Source organism: Staphylococcus sp. GDY8P119P (genome assembly GCF_017892075.1).
Classification (GTDB): domain Bacteria; phylum Bacillota; class Bacilli; order Staphylococcales; family Staphylococcaceae; genus Staphylococcus; species Staphylococcus ureilyticus.
Genome location: NZ_JAESKJ010000006.1, coordinates 736,955 through 754,211, shown reverse-complemented (window position 1 = coordinate 754,211; position 17,257 = coordinate 736,955). Strand labels below are relative to the sequence as shown.

At 33.3% G+C, this 17,257-nt stretch carries 13 protein-coding genes; all 13 read right to left on the bottom strand.

All coding sequences use genetic code 11. The features are described from left to right. Nucleotides 1–89 precede the first annotated feature (89 nt). Nucleotides 90–4,406, bottom strand: coding sequence for a PolC-type DNA polymerase III (locus tag KA830_RS07725; protein WP_210134167.1), 4,317 nt, complete (start codon nucleotides 4,404–4,406; stop codon nucleotides 90–92). Nucleotides 4,407–4,791: 385 nt separating this feature from the next. Continuing rightward, entirely contained in the window at nucleotides 4,792–6,492 is a 1,701-nt protein-coding gene (locus KA830_RS07720) for a proline--tRNA ligase (RefSeq protein ID WP_070658435.1), read from the bottom strand. 15 nt (nucleotides 6,493–6,507) lie between these two features. Beyond that, nucleotides 6,508–7,794: an RIP metalloprotease RseP gene (rseP, locus tag KA830_RS07715; protein WP_210134165.1), complete on the bottom strand. Its 1,287-nt coding sequence runs from the start codon at nucleotides 7,792–7,794 to the stop codon at nucleotides 6,508–6,510. A 310-nt stretch (nucleotides 7,795–8,104) separates the two neighbouring features. Then, nucleotides 8,105–8,881 (bottom strand): phosphatidate cytidylyltransferase, encoded by a 777-nt coding sequence (locus tag KA830_RS07710; protein ID WP_064209034.1) that lies wholly within the window; start codon nucleotides 8,879–8,881, stop codon nucleotides 8,105–8,107. Between the two features lie 17 nt (nucleotides 8,882–8,898). After that, on the bottom strand, nucleotides 8,899–9,660 hold the full coding sequence (locus KA830_RS07705) for an isoprenyl transferase (RefSeq protein ID WP_070658430.1): 762 nt from the start codon (nucleotides 9,658–9,660) through the stop codon (nucleotides 8,899–8,901). Nucleotides 9,661–9,886: 226 nt separating this feature from the next. After that, nucleotides 9,887–10,441: a ribosome recycling factor gene (frr, locus tag KA830_RS07700; protein WP_046208636.1), complete on the bottom strand. Its 555-nt coding sequence runs from the start codon at nucleotides 10,439–10,441 to the stop codon at nucleotides 9,887–9,889. Nucleotides 10,442–10,457: 16 nt separating this feature from the next. Next, a complete protein-coding gene (gene pyrH, locus KA830_RS07695; protein ID WP_019468449.1) occupies nucleotides 10,458–11,180 on the bottom strand; it encodes a UMP kinase in 723 nt (240 codons plus the stop codon). 134 nt (nucleotides 11,181–11,314) lie between these two features. Next, a complete protein-coding gene (gene tsf / locus KA830_RS07690; protein ID WP_046208638.1) occupies nucleotides 11,315–12,193 on the bottom strand; it encodes a translation elongation factor Ts in 879 nt (292 codons plus the stop codon). 93 nt (nucleotides 12,194–12,286) lie between these two features. Then, nucleotides 12,287–13,078 carry a 30S ribosomal protein S2 gene (rpsB, locus tag KA830_RS07685; RefSeq protein ID WP_040030607.1) on the bottom strand — a complete coding sequence of 264 codons (792 nt, stop codon included), beginning with the start codon at nucleotides 13,076–13,078 and terminating at the stop codon, nucleotides 12,287–12,289. A gap of 369 nt (nucleotides 13,079–13,447) precedes the next feature. Next, a complete protein-coding gene (gene codY / locus KA830_RS07680) occupies nucleotides 13,448–14,221 on the bottom strand; it encodes a GTP-sensing pleiotropic transcriptional regulator CodY (RefSeq protein ID WP_046208639.1) in 774 nt (257 codons plus the stop codon). 23 nt (nucleotides 14,222–14,244) lie between these two features. Further along, nucleotides 14,245–15,657, bottom strand: coding sequence for an ATP-dependent protease ATPase subunit HslU (hslU, locus tag KA830_RS07675; protein ID WP_046208640.1), 1,413 nt, complete (start codon nucleotides 15,655–15,657; stop codon nucleotides 14,245–14,247). 112 nt (nucleotides 15,658–15,769) lie between these two features. Continuing rightward, on the bottom strand, nucleotides 15,770–16,312 hold the full coding sequence (hslV, locus tag KA830_RS07670; RefSeq protein WP_046208641.1) for an ATP-dependent protease subunit HslV: 543 nt from the start codon (nucleotides 16,310–16,312) through the stop codon (nucleotides 15,770–15,772). A 3-nt stretch (nucleotides 16,313–16,315) separates the two neighbouring features. Continuing rightward, nucleotides 16,316–17,206 (bottom strand): tyrosine recombinase XerC, encoded by an 891-nt coding sequence (gene xerC / locus KA830_RS07665; protein WP_046208642.1) that lies wholly within the window; start codon nucleotides 17,204–17,206, stop codon nucleotides 16,316–16,318. Between the last annotated feature and the right edge of the window lie 51 nt (nucleotides 17,207–17,257).

Below are 17,257 nucleotides of genomic sequence, written 5' to 3'. Positions count from 1 at the left end.
ATATATTTTCATATAGTATGACAATAACTAATATCAAAATTTTATACATTTAACATTTTTTATTCCATGCCTACCAATATATTGCTCGATTACATATCAAATATTGATAATTGTGCTTTATCTGGCAAGTTAGGTAATGAACCAAGTTCATCTAAATACTCGATGACTTTTTGTGACAACCCAGCTTTTTTATTTAAATCTTCTTTTGATAAAAACGGTCCTTCTTCGCGTGCTTCAACAATACGTTGTGCAACGTTTTCACCTAATCCAGGAACAGCGATAAATGGCGGAATCAAACTATCACCTTCAATGATAAAATCAAATGCTTTACTTTTCTCTAAACTAATTGGTTGCATACGATAACCGCGTTGCGCCATTTCGTTCATGATTTCTAATACGGTTAATGTATCTTTTTCTTTTTTTGCTAAATCCATATAACGAGAATACATATCGTTTACTGTATTTCGAATACTTTCTTTATCCTTAATCATTGAAATTAAATCAAAATCAGATGCACGTACCGTAAAGTAACTTGCATAATAATAAAGTGGATAATGAACTTTGAAATACGCAATACGTACTGCCATCAATACATATGCTGCCGCATGGGCTTTAGGGAACATGTATTTAATTTTTCTACATGAATCTAAATACCAATCTGGCACTTCATTGTCTACCATTGCTTCAACCATATCGTCAGTTAGCCCTTTACCTTTACGTACAAATTCCATTGTCTTGAAGGCGAGTGAAGGCTCTAAACCGTTATACATTAAATAAACCATAATATCATCACGACAACAAATAACACTTGATAAATCACAAGTTCCTGAGCGTATTAAATCTTGTGCGTTACCTAGCCAAACATCCGTACCATGTGATAATCCAGATATTCTTACTAACTCTGAAAATGTAGTTGGCTTGGTATCTTCTAACATTTGGCGCACAAATCCTGTACCGAATTCTGGCACACCAAATGTTCCAGTTTTACATAAAATTTGTTCTGAAGTTACACCTAAAGGTTCTGGCGAACTAAAAATACCCATAGTTTCCTTATCATCAACAGGTATCGTTTTAGGATCAATACCTGATAAATCCTGCAGCATACGAATCATCGTCGGATCATCATGTCCTAATATATCCAGTTTCAAAACGTTATCATGTATTGAATGGAAATCAAAATGAGTCGTCATCCAAGCCGATGATTGATCATCTGCCGGAAATTGAACAGGTGTAAAATCATAGATATCCATATAATCTGGTACAACGATGATGCCTCCAGGGTGTTGTCCTGTTGTACGTTTTACACCAGTACAACCTTTTACGAGTCTATCAACTTCAGCGCCTCTTTTGTGAATACCTTGATCGTTTAAAAATCCTTTCACAAAACCGAAAGCTGTTTTTTCAGCCACCGTACCAATTGTACCTGCACGAAAGACTTTATCTTCACCAAATAATTCTTTTGTATAATTATGAGCTTGTGGTTGATATTCACCACTAAAGTTCAAGTCGATATCAGGAACCTTATCACCTTTAAAACCTAAGAAAGTTTCAAAAGGAATATCCTGGCCTTCTTTAATTAAATCACATCCACATGTGGCACATTTTTTATCTGGTAAATCAAAACCAGAACCAACGGATCCATCGTTAAAGAACTCACTTTCTTTACATTCTGGACAAATATAATGTGGAGGTAATGGGTTAACTTCTGTAATTTCAGTCATTGTCGCTACAAAACTCGAACCTACAGAGCCACGTGATCCAACTAGATAACCGTCATCTAATGATTTTTTAACCAGTCTTTGTGAAATTAAATATATCACAGAAAAACCATTCCCAATGATACTTTCAAGCTCTTTCTCTAATCGGTCAATTACAATTTGTGGTAAATCTTCACCATACAATGCTCTGGCGTTAGCATAACTCATATCTCGTATTTCATCATTAGCACCTTCCATGCGGGGCGTATACAATTCATCCTTTATCGGAACTACGCGTTCGATACGGTCTGCTAAGTCATTTGTATTTTTCACAACTAATTCATGTGCTTTTGCTTCACCTAAGAAATGTAATTCATCTAACATTTCATCCGTAGTTCTAAAGTGCGCCTCAGGTAAAGTACTACGATTTAACGGGTTACCTGGCTGTGATGCTATTAAAATTTTACGTGCAATACCATCATGTTCATTTAGATAATGCGCGTTTCCTGTTGCAATAACAGGTATATCATTCACATCTCCAGCTTGGATGAGACGTTGATAAATTTCATGTAATGTTTCATTATCTCTCACCAATTCTCTATCTATTAAATCTTGGTATAATGCAGGTGGTTGTACTTCAATAAAATCATAGTATTTTGCTATTCTTTCCACTTGAGATTGGTCTTTTTGCATTACTGCAGTAAATACTTCACCTTCATCACATGCGGAACCAACAAGAATACCTTCTCGATATTCATCTAAAAGTGAACGTGGAATTCTAGGTGTTCTATAATAATATTTAACTAAAGATGCGCTTACTATTTTAAATAAGTTCTTTAAGCCCTGTTGATTTTGCACAATAAGTGTTACGTGATTTGGGCGAGCACGTTTATAAGCGTCTTCATTTGATAAAGACTTATTAATATCTTGATGATTATAAACTTCTGCTTCTTCTAATTGTTTTAACATCTTTATAAAAATATAAGCTGTTGCTTCAGTATCATAAATCGCTCTGTGATGTTGTGTTAAATCTACACCATATTTTTTAGCTAAAAAGTTCAGACCATGTTTTCCATATTCAGTGTTGATGGTTCTAGAAAGTTCAAGTGTATCTATCACACCGTTAGTTGATGCGCCTAGGCCAGTTTTTTCATAACCGGTATCAATGAACCCCATATCAAATGATGCATTATGTGCTACAAATATCGCGTCACCGACCCACGCTTTAAACTCGGTTAAAACAGTTTCAATTTCAGGTGCATTGACGAGCATATCGTCTGTGATATGCGTTAAATTCTTGATTGTTTCAGATAAACGTTCGTGTGGATTACTAAAACGTTCAAACTTATCAATAATTTCTCCTTCTTGTACTTTTACAGCTGCGAGTTCGATAATTTTATCATACTGATTAGATAGACCTGTTGTTTCAACGTCAAAAACAACATATGTTGCAGTTTTTAAATCAATGTCTTGAGGCTTATACGCTATGGGCACACCATCATCGACCAACATGCCTTCCATGCCATAAATCATTTTAATATCATTTTTTTCTGCTGCAGCATGCGCATCTGGAAATGCTTGAACCACATTATGATCAGTAATTGCAATAGCTTTGTGGCCCCATTTAGCTGCTTGTTCTACATATGCACTTATATTCGGAATGCCGTCCATCTGACTCATGGACGAATGCAAGTGAAATTCTACGCGTTTTTCGTCTGCTTTATCTTGTTTAACTGCTTTTTTTATTTCTTCTATATCAGACATCATCATGACTAAATCACGTACGAATGTATCTTCTTCTATTCTGCCTTGTGCTCGAACCCATTTACCGACACTGAGAGCTTTAAAATGAGCTAAATCATCTTTATTTTTTCTAGTAAACATTTTCAATACTAAGGAGTCTGTATAATCTGTAACTTTTAGTTCTACAATATGGCGTCCACTTTTCAATTCTTTTAAATTAATATCAAAGATAACACCTTCAACTGCAACTTTAAATTCCTCTTCAATAATCGATTCAATTGGTTTTACATTTTCTATTTGAATTGGTTTTCCAATTTGACATTTAGCTACAGTACTTTCATTATTATCTTGTTGTTTAGCTTTTTCAGCACGCATCTTTTCTAACTTTTCAGTGGCTTCACGTGCACTTTGCTCATCTTCTTGTTGAATGTGTGCTTCTAACGATGCCAAATCGTCTCCATTAGATGTTTGGTCTGTTTCAAAAATGATACTGCTGATTGCAAAACCACATTGTTGAAATGCTTTAATCAAACTTCCATTGCACGCTTTGTCAAAATGATCTCGCTCTATATCATTCTGACACATGACTTTGAGCACATCCCCTGACATAATTAAGCGCTTTTGCTTAAGCTGACCTTTTACTTTAGGTGATAATTTTGTTTGGTCAATGCAATAACTAAAGTATTTCAATGCATATTCATCTTGATTCGCTTTATTTGTGATTGTAAAATTACAATCGACTTTAGCGATTGTTTTAAATTCTTCAGTAATTGCATTCATAAATAACAGATAATCTTCAATTGGTAAAAAATATGGAAATGTTATCTGAAATACCCAGGTACGATCCGTTGTTTTAACATCTACACGTGTTAATTCACTTTGTGCTAAAATTTCTGGATCCAAATGATCTGCAATTTTAATTTGATCAGCTAAGATCTTGAATTTTTCTTGATTTGTCATTGACATGACGATAACCACCTTACTATTAATTACACTACGTTACTAATTCATATAATTTCTTTAACTGTCGCGTATGTATTTTGTACATTATCTATCTTATAACGTAAAACCTTTAATTTCTAATACTTAAACTTTACTATTTTTACATTATGGTTTCTTATCATAAATAAGAGCGGGAATGAAATCAAACATGATTCATTCGATTTCGCTTTCCCGCTCACTAATTAAGGATGATCAAACATTAAAGTACAGGTTAAACTAAAAGTTTCATCTAATACTTTTAGCAATGATATGCATTTATATAAAGTATATGCGTATTAATGTTTTAACTTACATCTTAATTTTAGCAACGTATATGATAGCAATCATTTTGTTAAAGTTGACTGTTGACTTATATACTTAGGTATAAATCATTAATATAACTATTTAAGTTATCAATTTGAACATCTTCACTTTCACCTGTATCACGTCGTTTAACTTCTACGATACCTTCAGCAGCATTTTTACCAACTACTACTCTAATTGGTAATCCTATTAAATCGGCATCATTAAATTTAACACCTGCACGTTCTTTACGGTCATCATAAAGTACATCATATGTTTCTTTTAATTGTTTATATAATTGATCAGCCAATTCACGTTGTTCTTCTTTTTTAGGATTGATTGTAATTAAATGTAAATCAAATGGCGTTACTGATTTAGGCCATATAATACCATTTTCATCATTATTTTGCTCAACAATCGCACTTAAAGTCCTAGAAATACCTATACCATAACATCCCATTAATAAAGGTTTAGCTTTACCTTGATTATCCAGGAATGTTGCATTCATTGCTTCAGAATATTTAGTACCAAGTTTAAATACTTGCCCAACTTCAATTCCTTCGGCAAATTTAGCATCACCTGATCCATCAGCTAAAGGCTCTCCTTCTAAAATAAATCTAAAGTCTCCATAAGCTTCGATTTCAAAGTCACGCCCTACGTTTGCATTCAATAAATGGTAACCATCTTCATTAGCACCTACAACAATATTATTTAAATCTTTTATAAAATTATCAGCATATACTTTGATGTTTTTATCGAAAATAGGACCAAGTGAACCAGGAGATGCACCTAATAAATTTTTAATTTCATCTTCTGTAGCTAATTCGATGTGATCCGTACCAAAGAACGCTTTTAATTTCACATCATTAATTTCATGGTGACCACGTACAAGTACCATAATAAATTCACCATCAACATTAAATACCATGGATTTTGTGATTTCATCCAGTGGTTTTTCTAAAAATGTTGCTAATGCTTGTGCTGTATGTACTTGAGGTGTTTCTATTTTGGTTAATGACGCTACCTCATCATGCTTTTCATTGGGATGATATACAACCTCAGCTTTTTCAATATTAGCTGCATAATCACTATTTTCACTATAAACTATTGTGTCTTCACCAATTTCACTTAAAGCCATAAATTCATGTGTATGACTGCCACCAATAGCACCTGAATCTGCAACTACTGGTCGCGCATTTATTCCGACACGTTTAAATATGCGGTCATATGCGTGATACATATCTTGGTATGTTTCATCTAATGAAGTCTCATCAGCATGAAATGAATATGCATCTTTCATAATAAATTCACGACCACGTAACAATCCAAAGCGCGGGCGTTTTTCATCTCTAAATTTAGATTGTATTTGGAATAAAGTAAGTGGTAATTGTTTATATGATTTAAGTTCATCTCTGATTACAGATGTTATAAGTTCTTCATGTGTTGGTCCAAGTGCAAACTCACGACCATGTCTGTCTTTCAAACGCATCAATTCTGGACCATATGCACTCCAACGACCGGATTCTTCCCATAGTTCAGCTTTTTGTAACGCTGGCATTAAAATTTCCACAGCGTCGATACGTTCCATTTCTTGTCTTACAATACTTTCAATGTTATTCAAAACTTTAGCAGCTAACGGTAAATAGCTATAAATACCACTCGTACTTTGTTTGATTAATCCTGCTTTTAACAAAAGTCTATGACTCAAAGCTTCAGCTGCTGCAGGTACCTCTTTCATCGTTGGTATAAATACTTTAGATTGTTTCATTTACATGCTCTCCTTTTATAAGAAATAACGTTGAATGTCATTCCACGTCACTAAGACCATTACAATTAATACAAATACTGCACCAATTGCAATAATTGTCGTTTCTGCTTTTTTGTTTAATGGTTTTCTGAAAATCGCTTCATATATTACAAATAAGATTCGTCCGCCATCAAGTGCTGGGACTGGTAATAAATTCATTAAACCTAAATTGACGCTTAGTAAAGCTGTCCAAGAAATCAAATTAATAATACCTGTTTTAACAACAGAGTCAACTGTATGATAGATACCGACTGGACCATTTAACATATCAAATGAAAATTGACCGGTGAAAATGCTCGCAATCATGCTTAAAATCGCGGTAAATATCAGTTTTCCAGCTACAATTGTTTGCTTTACGCCTTCAGTAATCGGTTTAAATACCGTATGTTCTGTAGAAGCAGTATAACCTAACAAATATTTAGTTTCTGAATGTGTTTTAGTTACTTTTTGTTCATATTTTTTTGGTTTTACTTGCAAGGTTTCTGTTTTACCATCTCGTTCTACTTTAATTTGTGTCTTTTTGTCTTTAACCTGTGATATTGCTTGATCTATATCAGATTTACTATTGATAGATTTGTCAGCAATTTTCACGATAGTATCACCTGTTTTTAAGCCTGCGTGTGCTGCTGGGCTATCTTGCGCCACTTTATCAACTGTATTTGTTGGTGTACCTTGATAATAAGCTAAGCCAATAAATAATACTAATGTAAGTAAAAAGTTAAGTAATGGGCCAGCAAACAGTGTTAAGAATTTTTGATAAGGCTTTTTGTGTGTGAATTGTCGGTTTTTGGGAGCTATTTGAATTAAACTACCATTCTCAACAAAATAGGCTTTGTCAGCAATTTGATAATGATGTCTTTGCTGATCATATGCAGTTACACCTTCAATGTATAAATCTTCTTTAAAATCACATTGTTTAACTTCCATTGCTTCAATTTGTTGGAACTTATGTTGATCATCTAAAATGATATGTGTGATTTCATCTTTATCATTTAATTTTATCTTTACATGCATACCTGGTTGAACGGGTGGTTCCTCCAACCCGTCACCTGCCATTCTTACATATCCTCCAACAGGCAATAAACGAATGGTATATAAAGTTTCATTTTTTCTGAAACTAAAAATTTTTGGCCCCATTCCAATTGCAAATTCTGGACACATAATGCCAGCTCTTTTTGCAAAAAACATATGACCGTATTCATGAACTGTTACAAGAACACCAAATACGATTATAAAAGAAATAATTGTCACTAGAAAACTCAAATTGATACACCTCATATTTTCCGTAAGATTGTTCCATTATTTTTTATATTGCTATAATATATAAGCTATTTTAATGCTTTTGATTATAAAATTATAACATAACAATACTAGCTGATACACGTAACTTTATGCAGTAGAAAAAATTATCATGACTTAACACTTAATTTCTCTGTAACATATTTTAAAAACTTATGAAAAGGAGTTAAAAACTTAAATGTTTCATTTGATTTCTCATCGACATTTAAATTCATAACTCCTTTTATTGTTCAATTATACAATTTTATTGGCACTTCGTTTACCTTAAAATCACTTATATTAAGAATATGTTTAATAATGGTAAGACAAACATAAAACTATCAAATCGATCTAATATACCACCGTGACCAGGTAAAATGCGTCCAGAATCCTTCACACCAAAATGACGTTTAAAGCCTGACTCTACTAAGTCTCCTAACTGACCAAACATACTTAAAATAACCGTACATAACAGTAGTAACCATATTGCAATATCAAAATCTATAAACATCATCATTACAAGCGGAACTATCAAACTACAAATAATGCCGCCAATAAACCCTTCAATTGTTTTATTGGGACTGATGACAGGCCATAATTTATGTTTACCCATTAATCTACCAAAAATATACGCGCCAGTATCTGTAGACCACACAATTAAGAAAGCTAAAAGTATGTAATGTAATCCTTCTGATCTAGTTTCATATAGATACATGAAGCCTATCCCTACATAAGCTATAGACATTAAACAAAAGGCAGCATCCATAAAACTAAATCTATTTTTAGAAAGTACTGTATAACTGAGTAAAATAAAACTCATTGCTATTAAAGATTTTAATTGTAAATCGTTTACCCATGTACCTGCTTCTTGCGGTATCATAATAATTAATATTCCTAATGCACTTATAATTCCTGGGATGGATAGGAACTTTATCATATTCATATTCAACAATTCTTTGAGACCTATAAATGCTAATAAATAAGAAAAAAGCATTAGTACAAGGCCACCCTTTAACAATACAGGTAGAAAAACAATAAGTGCTATTATTGCTGTTAAAGTTCTAACTTTCATACTATTCTCCTAACTATTTATAATCCCCCAAAACGTCTTTGACGAGATTGATAAATTTTAATACAGTTTATTAATTCTTCTTTGTCAAAATCTGGCCAAAATTTTTCATTGAATATAAATTCACTGTAAGATACTTGCCAGATAAGAAAGTTACTAATTCGTTGCTCACCTGAGGTTCTAATTAAAAGGTCTGGATCAGGATAATCGTGGGTCATTAAATGTTCGTTAATCAATTGCTCTGTAATATGATCACTGGATAAGCCTTCTGAAGATAATTTTTCATAAATTGATTTTACACTATGGACAATTTCAGCACGTCCACCATAGTTAATTGCAAAAATTAATTTTAATCCTGTGTTTGCTTTGGTCTGTTCTTTTGCCTTATTAATCGCTTCAAGTGTTGCAGTTGGTAAATCATTTAAAAAACCAATCGTTTCTACTTTAACATTATTTTCTATTAATTCAGGTAAAAAGGTTTTTAAAAAGTTAACCGGCAAGTTCATGATATAATTGACTTCATTTTTAGGTCTTGTCCAATTTTCAGTTGAAAATGCATACAACGTTAAATATTTAATACCTAAATCACTAGCTTCTTTAGTTATTTTTTTAATCGTTTGCATACCTTGATAATGGCCTTTGATTCTAGGCAATTTTCTTTGTTTAGCCCAGCGTCCATTGCCATCCATAATAATTGCTATATGATTAGGTACATTATGTAAATCCAACTCATTGTTGGATGCATTAGGCTGGTTTTTTTTCTTGTTTAGCTTTTTAAACATGGTATTTCCTCCGAGCGTTATCATCTCTGCTTATTAAATTAGCTTCTAAATGCAATTATCTATCATTTTATCATACTAGATAAGCGCAATGAATAAACAAATAAAAAAACTGTACCAAAGTCTGATTTGATACAGTTCAGATAAATTTATAATATGCTTCATTTTCAATACCAAACAACTTAATGTTGAGTATTTACTCACAAAAAACATATCATAATTACCATGTTTATACTGACATAATATCTTGTTCTTTTTCTTCTAATAATTTATCAATGTCATTTATAGAATCGTCAGTTATTTTTTGTACTTCATTCGTTTGAGTTCTTAAGTCATCTTCAGTGATGTCACCGTTTTTCTCTTGCTTTTTAAGTTCGTCATTCGAATCACGGCGTACGTTTCTAACTGCAACTTTAGAATCTTCACCAATTTTTTTAACTTCTTTTACAAGCTCTTTACGACGTTCTTCTGTTAATGCAGGCACACTTATACGAATGACCTCACCATCACTAGATGGGTTTACGCCTAAGTTTGCTGCATTAATTGCTTTTTCAATATTAGCCACTGATGTTTTGTCGTATGGTGAAATGACTAAAAGACGAGCTTCTGGTACATTGATACTCGCTAATTGTTGAATAGGTGTTGGTGCTCCATAATAATCAACAGTAACACCGTTTAAAAGGTTTGAATTTGCTCTACCAGCACTAATATTAGCTAACTCTCTTGAAAGACTATCAATTGATTTTTTCATCTTTGTTTTCGTGTCATTAATTATGTCACTCATTTTATACACCTCTAAATTATTTTGTAATTAATGTTCCTATTTTTTCACCCATAACAGCGCGTTTAATATTTCCTTCTTCTGTGATAGAGAATACATTCAACGGGATATTGTTATCCATACAGAAAGAAGATGCTGTTGAGTCCATGACTTGTAAGCCTTCTTGTAACATTTGAATATGTGTTAAATGTTCATATTTAACCGCATTTTCATCTTTTTTAGGATCTGCAGAATAGACACCATCAACATTATTTTTGCCCATTAAGATAACATCTGCTTCAACTTCAGCAGCACGTAAAGCTGCAGTTGTGTCAGTTGAGAAGTATGGATTACCTATGCCAGCAGCAAATATAACAACACGCTTTTTCTCTAAGTGTCTAATTGCGCGACGACGAATATAAGGTTCTGCAACTTGTTTCATCTCTATAGAAGTTAATACACGTGTATCACACTCTAATTGTTCCAAACTGTCTTGTAGTGCTAAAGCATTCATAACAGTAGCTAGCATGCCCATATAATCTGCTGTACCACGATCCATACCTAGATCACTACCGGTTTTACCTCTCCAGATATTACCTCCGCCAACAATCACTGCAATTTCACAATCCATTTTTGCTACCTCAGCTACTTGTTGAGCAACACTTTTAATAATTATGGGATTTATCCCGAATCCATCTTCACCTGCTAGTGCTTCACCACTTAATTTTAAAACGACACGTTTATATTTAGAAGTTTGAGCCATTGTCTTATCCTCTCTATTGTGAAAATATGTATTTGATACAAGTAAAGAAGACACAGTAGAACTTCCAATATAAAAGTAAGTCTTTCATACGGAGCACAAAAAGGTGTCTTCTTTCTTGTTCAAACTATGAAATATTATTTCATTTGTCCTTTTACTTCGTCAGCAAAGTTTTCTTCACGTTTTTCCATACCTTCGCCTACTTCATAACGTACGAAGTCAACTAGTTTTCCACCTTTTGATTTTAAGAAAGCTTCAACTGTTTGATCAGGATCTTTAACAAAGTTTTGGTCAACTGCACAAATTTCTTGTAAATATTTACGTAAACGACCTTCAACCATTTTTTCAACAATTTTTTCTGGTTTGCCTTCGTTTAAAGCTTGTTGTTTCAATACTTCTTTTTCATGAGCAATTTCATCTTCACTTACTTGTTCAGATGAAACATATTTAGGGTTAATCGCAGCAATATGCATAGCTACATCTTTAGCAGCATCGCTATCAGTAGTACCTTCAACAACTGTTAATACACCGATACGTCCACCCATGTGTAAATATGAACCAAATGCATCATTATCTGATTTTGTTCTAACAGCAAAACGACGGATACTTAATTTTTCTCCGATTGTAGAGATTGCTTCTTTCATGCGTTGGTCTACAGTTTTACCGTCAGCTAATTCAGATTCTAATAAAGCTTCAACAGTATCAGCTTTACTCTCTAACACTTGTGTAGCAATTTCTTTCACTAATTCTTGGAAACCTTCGTTACGTGCTACGAAGTCAGTTTCTGAATTAATTTCTACGATTGCCGCTTCATTTCCTTTTTCTTCTACATGTACTAGTCCTTCTGCAGCGATACGGTCAGCTTTTTTAGCTGCTTTCGCAATACCTTTTTCACGTAGGTAATCAATAGCTTTATCAATATCACCATCAGTTTCTGTCAACGCTTTTTTACAGTCCATCATACCAGCGCCAGTTTTTTCACGTAATTCTTTTACAAGTTTAGCTGAAATTGCCATTTCATATTCCTCCATTATTTAATGAATTTTAATATATTTATTTTAAAAAAAGGTGATAAGCTTAAATATCTTATCACCCATTTTACATTATTCTTAGTTTGATTCAACAGAAGTGTTTTCTTCAGTTGTTTCTGCTTCAGTAGCTTCTTCTTTTGATTCATTTAAATCAATGTTTTGTTCAGCCGCTACTTCTTCATTTGATACACCTTGTTGACCTTCTAAGATTGCATCTGCCATTTTACCTGTTAATAACTTAACGGCACGGATAGCATCATCGTTTGCAGGGATAACATAATCGATCTCATCTGGATCACAGTTAGTATCCACAATACCAACGATTGGGATGTGTAATTTACGTGCTTCAGCAATTGCGTTGCGCTCTTTACGAGGGTCAACTACAAATAATGCTTGAGGCATAGATTTCATATCACGAATTCCGCCTAAGAATTTAATTAAACGGTCATATTCTTTTCTTAGTTCTACTACTTCTTTTTTAGGTAATACTTCGAATAAGCCATCTTCTTCCATTTTTTCAATTTCAGAAATACGTTTGATACGTTTTGAAATTGTTTTATAGTTAGTTAAAATACCACCTAACCATCTTTGGTTAACGTAGAATTGACCAGCACGTTCAGCTTCAGCTTTCACTGATTCTTGTGCTTGTTTTTTCGTACCAACAAATAAAACTTTTCCGCCATCTTCTGAAATTTGTTTTATAAAGTTGTAAGCTTCTTCTACTTTCTTCACTGTTTTTTGTAAGTCGATAATGTAGATACCGTTTCTTTCAGTGAAGATGTATCTTTTCATTTTTGGGTTCCAACGGCGTGTTTGGTGACCGAAGTGAACACCTGCTTCTAGTAATTGTTTCATTGAAATTACTGCCATAAATAAAATCCTCCTATTGGTTTTTTACCTCCATAAAAAGCTCATATAAACACGATAACAATTTATCGCACCCTTTATACTTCCGCTCTCTATGTGCGTATTGGCTTAATAGCCGTGAATAAATATATCATATTCATACATATAAAGCAATAGTTCAGCTTATAATTTCTCATTTATAATTGTGAAGATTCAAGTCATATTTTTATCAATTCAAATATCACTGTAACACTTTATATAGTAAGCAGTTTCCATTATAAAATGATATTGTATTTATTTTTTACATATTCACTAAATAAACGCATAACGCATGGATATACTAAATGATATGAAAGCGTATATAGCAATCACATTTAAAAGTGATTCTACATTTTATTTTATTCTATCTAATTCATCTAAGAATTTTTCTTTTTTAACTTTAATAAACGTACCTTTCATACCTAATGAACGTGATTCAATAACTCCTGCGCTTTCTAACTTACGCAATGCATTAACAATCACAGAACGTGTAATTCCAACCCTGTCAGCTACTTTAGAAGCAATCAACAAGCCTTCTTTACCACCTAATTCTTCAAAAATATGTTCAATCGCTTCACTTTCTGAGTATGATAATGAATTGATTGCCATATTAATCGCAGCTTTATCTCTAGCTTCTTGTTCAACTTCATTATGTTTTTCACGCAGAATTTCCATACCAATAACTGTAGCCGCATACTCACCTAAAACAAGATCATTTTCAGAAAAGTCGTCTTGTACACGTCCTAGCACTAACGTACCTAGTCTTTCTCCGCCACCTAATATTGGAAAGATAGTTGACTTACTATCTTTAAATACATCTTCGTTTTCAGGTGGAAAAACTGAAAGATCACTTTCGATTCCAATATTGGATTCTGTTTCTTTTACATCCATTAACTTATCTGTATATTCCACAGGTATGTGTCTATTTTCTAGCATTTGAATAATACGTTCATTTTTTAACAATTCATTTAAACTTGATCCTAAAATTTTACCTTTTCTTGACACAATGAAAACATTTGTCACTGTTACACTACTTATCGTTTGTGCGACGTCTTTAAAGTCTACAGCGATTCCTTTGTGCTTTTGCAAAAGTGTATTTAATTCTCTTGTTTTTGATAATAAGCTCATATTACTTCTCCTTTTTGTTTATATTATAAAATAAATGCACTTAAATCTTTATTTGTTGAAATTGATTTCAACTTATCATCAACATATTGAGGTGTGATATCTACAACGGCATGTGGCATGCTCGGTGCTTCGAACGATAAATCTTCTAACATTTTTTCAAGTATTGTATGCAATCTACGCGCACCAATATTATCTGTATCTTGGTTAACTTGAAAGGCAATCTCTGCCAAACGTTTAATCGCTTCTTCGGTGAAATTCACCGTTACTTGTTCCGTTTGGAGTAGCGCTTCATACTGTTTAATCAATGATAATTTGGGTTCAGTTAAAATGCTTACAAAGTCTTCCACAGAAAGGCTTTCTAATTCAACACGAATTGGGAAACGACCTTGTAATTCAGGTATTAAATCACTTGGTTTTGAAACATGGAATGCACCAGCACCAATGAATAGCATATGTTCAGTATTAACAGTACCATATTTAGTTTGAACCATGCTACCTTCAAGTATAGGTAAAATATCTCTTTGTACACCTTGTCGTGAAACATCTTGACCTGAATTTTGATTGTTAGTAGCCACTTTATCTATTTCGTCAATAAAAATAATTCCCATTTGTTCGGCTAGCTCAATAGCCTCTTGATTGGCAGTTTCTTGGTCAATCAGTTCATCCGCATATTCATCAGTCAAAATATTTCGAGCAGTTTTGACAGGGACTTCTCTTTCCACTTTTTTCTTAGGCATTAGTTGGTTCATCATATCTTGCATTTGTTGGTTTTGATTTGTACCTAACATACCTAAAGCACCTGGGTCCTGTTCAACTTTTAATCTCACTTTTTCTTCTTCAAGTGAACCATTTAATAATTGTTGTTTGATTTCAGAACGCTTTGTTTTGATTTCTTCAGTTGGCGTTTCTTCATCATCGTCCTCATTATTTTGACCAAAATTAGGTATTGCTCCGCCAAAAAGAGATTCTAAAGGGTTGTTACTGTTAGTGCTATTCGCTTTCTTCTTCATGCTTGGAACTAAAAGTTTAACTAATTTTTCGTTTGCTTTACTTCGCGCTTCATCTTCAACTAACGCTTTCTTTTGCTCTTTTACCAATCTAACAGCAATATCAACTAAGTCTCTAACCATACTTTCAACGTCACGCCCAACGTAACCTACTTCTGTGAATTTCGTAGCTTCTACTTTAATAAAAGGCGCACCAACCACTTTAGCCATGCGTCGCGCAATTTCAGTTTTCCCTACGCCAGTTGGTCCAATCATTAAAATGTTTTTCGGTGCAATTTCTTGTTTCTCTTCGTCAGAAAGTAGGCTTCGTCTATATCTATTTCTTAATGCTACTGCTACCTTGCGTTTAGCGTCATCTTGACCAACTATATATTCGTTAAGTTTTGAAACGATATCTTTTGGCGTTAATTTAATACCATTCGACTCCATATGAGAAATACCTCCGTTACTTTATTTTCTTCAAAAATCCATTATTTATTATACATTTATTTCATAAATTTTTACTTTTTGTTATTACAACATATTTTAAAATATAAGTTTTTTAAAGTTCTTCCACAACGATTTGGTCATTCGTAAACACGCAAATATCAGAGGCAACCTTTAAACTTTCATATGCCATCTCACGCGCACTTAAATCAGTAGCATGACGTTTTAATGCTCTACCTGCACTTAAGGCATAATTGCCACCGGATCCAATTGCAATTAAATCATCATCTGGCGCAATCACTTCTCCAGTACCACTTACGACTAGTATTGAATCTTTATCCATAACAATAAGCATCGCTTCTAGCTGTCTTAACTGTTTATCGCCTCTCCATTCTTGCGCTAACTCAACAGCGGCTCTTTCTAAATTACCGCTAAACTGTTGTAATTTTGTCTCGAACTTTTCAAATAGTGTAAAAGCATCTGCCACACTACCTGCGAATCCAGCTAACACTTTATCATTATATAAGCGTCGAACTTTTCTAGCGGTTTTTTTCATAATAACTTGTTCGCCAAGTGTTACTTGTCCGTCACCAGCCATTGCCGAATGTCCATTATGTTGTACTGCGTAAATAGTTGTCGCATGAATAGATGTACTCATATTTTAATTCTCCTTTTTTGCACGAGGATGTGCATTTAAATATACTTTTTTTAATTGATCATTCGTAACATGTGTATAACGACCTGTCGTCGATAAATTGACATGTCCTAGTAATGATTGCACTGTTCTTAAGTCAGCACCCTGATTTAACATATGTGTAGCAAATGTATGTCTTAATTTATGCGGATGTATATCTGTTACACCTGCAGTTCGTTTCACTACATCATTTAACACATAACGAATGCCACGCTCAGTGATAGGCGCACCGTTCATGTTAACTAACAAATAGTCGTGTTCAGTACCTTTTTTAGGACTAAATGCTTCTAAGTAATGTTCAATGCTTTGTTTACAAAATTCACCGAAAGGGATAAACCTTTCTTTACCACCCTTACCTAAAACTTTAACACCTGGTAAATTCATATCCAAATCTTGCTCTTTGATATTTACTAACTCTGATACCCTGATACCAGTAGCATATAAAAGCTCCAAAATAACACGATCTCTTAATCCTTTTTTTAAATCTTTATCTACTGTTTTAAATAATGCTTCCATTTCTTCTTCATAAAAAAAGTGCGGTAAATATTGTTCTTTTTTCGGATGAACTAATTGTATAAATGGATTTATGACACTTTCGTCTTGTACCATCCAATACTCATAAAAACTTCTCAGCGTAGAAATTTTACGAGAAACCGATGTTCTTTTCAAGTTTTTTGAATATAAAAAACTTAGGTAATTTCTAGCATCTTTATATTCAAAATTAGCTAAGCTTAAATGCTCTTGATTTAAAAAATCATTAAATTGCTCTAAATCATCATGATATGATTTCAATGTATGTTCAGAAAAATGTCGTTCTACTTTAAGCATGTATAAATAAGCTTGTTGGATTTCTTCCAATAAAAACCCCTCCATCGATATAAATTGTAGCATATCGATAGAGGGAACTGC

Bases quoted from the DNA above. Each gene is read 5' to 3' on its own strand.
- KA830_RS07705 (WP_070658430.1), bottom strand. From the start codon at position 9,660: ATGTTTAAAAAGCTAAACAAGAAAAAAAACCAGCCTAATGCATCCAAC.
- hslV (WP_046208641.1), bottom strand. From the start codon at position 16,312: ATGAGTACATCTATTCATGCGACAACTATTTACGCAGTACAACATAAT.
- pyrH (WP_019468449.1), bottom strand. From the start codon at position 11,180: ATGGCTCAAACTTCTAAATATAAACGTGTCGTTTTAAAATTAAGTGGT.
- tsf (WP_046208638.1), bottom strand. From the start codon at position 12,193: ATGGCAATTTCAGCTAAACTTGTAAAAGAATTACGTGAAAAAACTGGC.
- KA830_RS07710 (WP_064209034.1), bottom strand. From the start codon at position 8,881: ATGAAAGTTAGAACTTTAACAGCAATAATAGCACTTATTGTTTTTCTA.
- rpsB (WP_040030607.1), bottom strand. From the start codon at position 13,078: ATGGCAGTAATTTCAATGAAACAATTACTAGAAGCAGGTGTTCACTTC.
- KA830_RS07720 (WP_070658435.1), bottom strand. From the start codon at position 6,492: ATGAAACAATCTAAAGTATTTATACCAACGATGAAAGAGGTACCTGCA.
- codY (WP_046208639.1), bottom strand. From the start codon at position 14,221: ATGAGCTTATTATCAAAAACAAGAGAATTAAATACACTTTTGCAAAAG.
- frr (WP_046208636.1), bottom strand. From the start codon at position 10,441: ATGAGTGACATAATTAATGACACGAAAACAAAGATGAAAAAATCAATT.
- KA830_RS07725 (WP_210134167.1), bottom strand. From the start codon at position 4,406: ATGTCAATGACAAATCAAGAAAAATTCAAGATCTTAGCTGATCAAATT.
- hslU (WP_046208640.1), bottom strand. From the start codon at position 15,657: ATGGAGTCGAATGGTATTAAATTAACGCCAAAAGATATCGTTTCAAAA.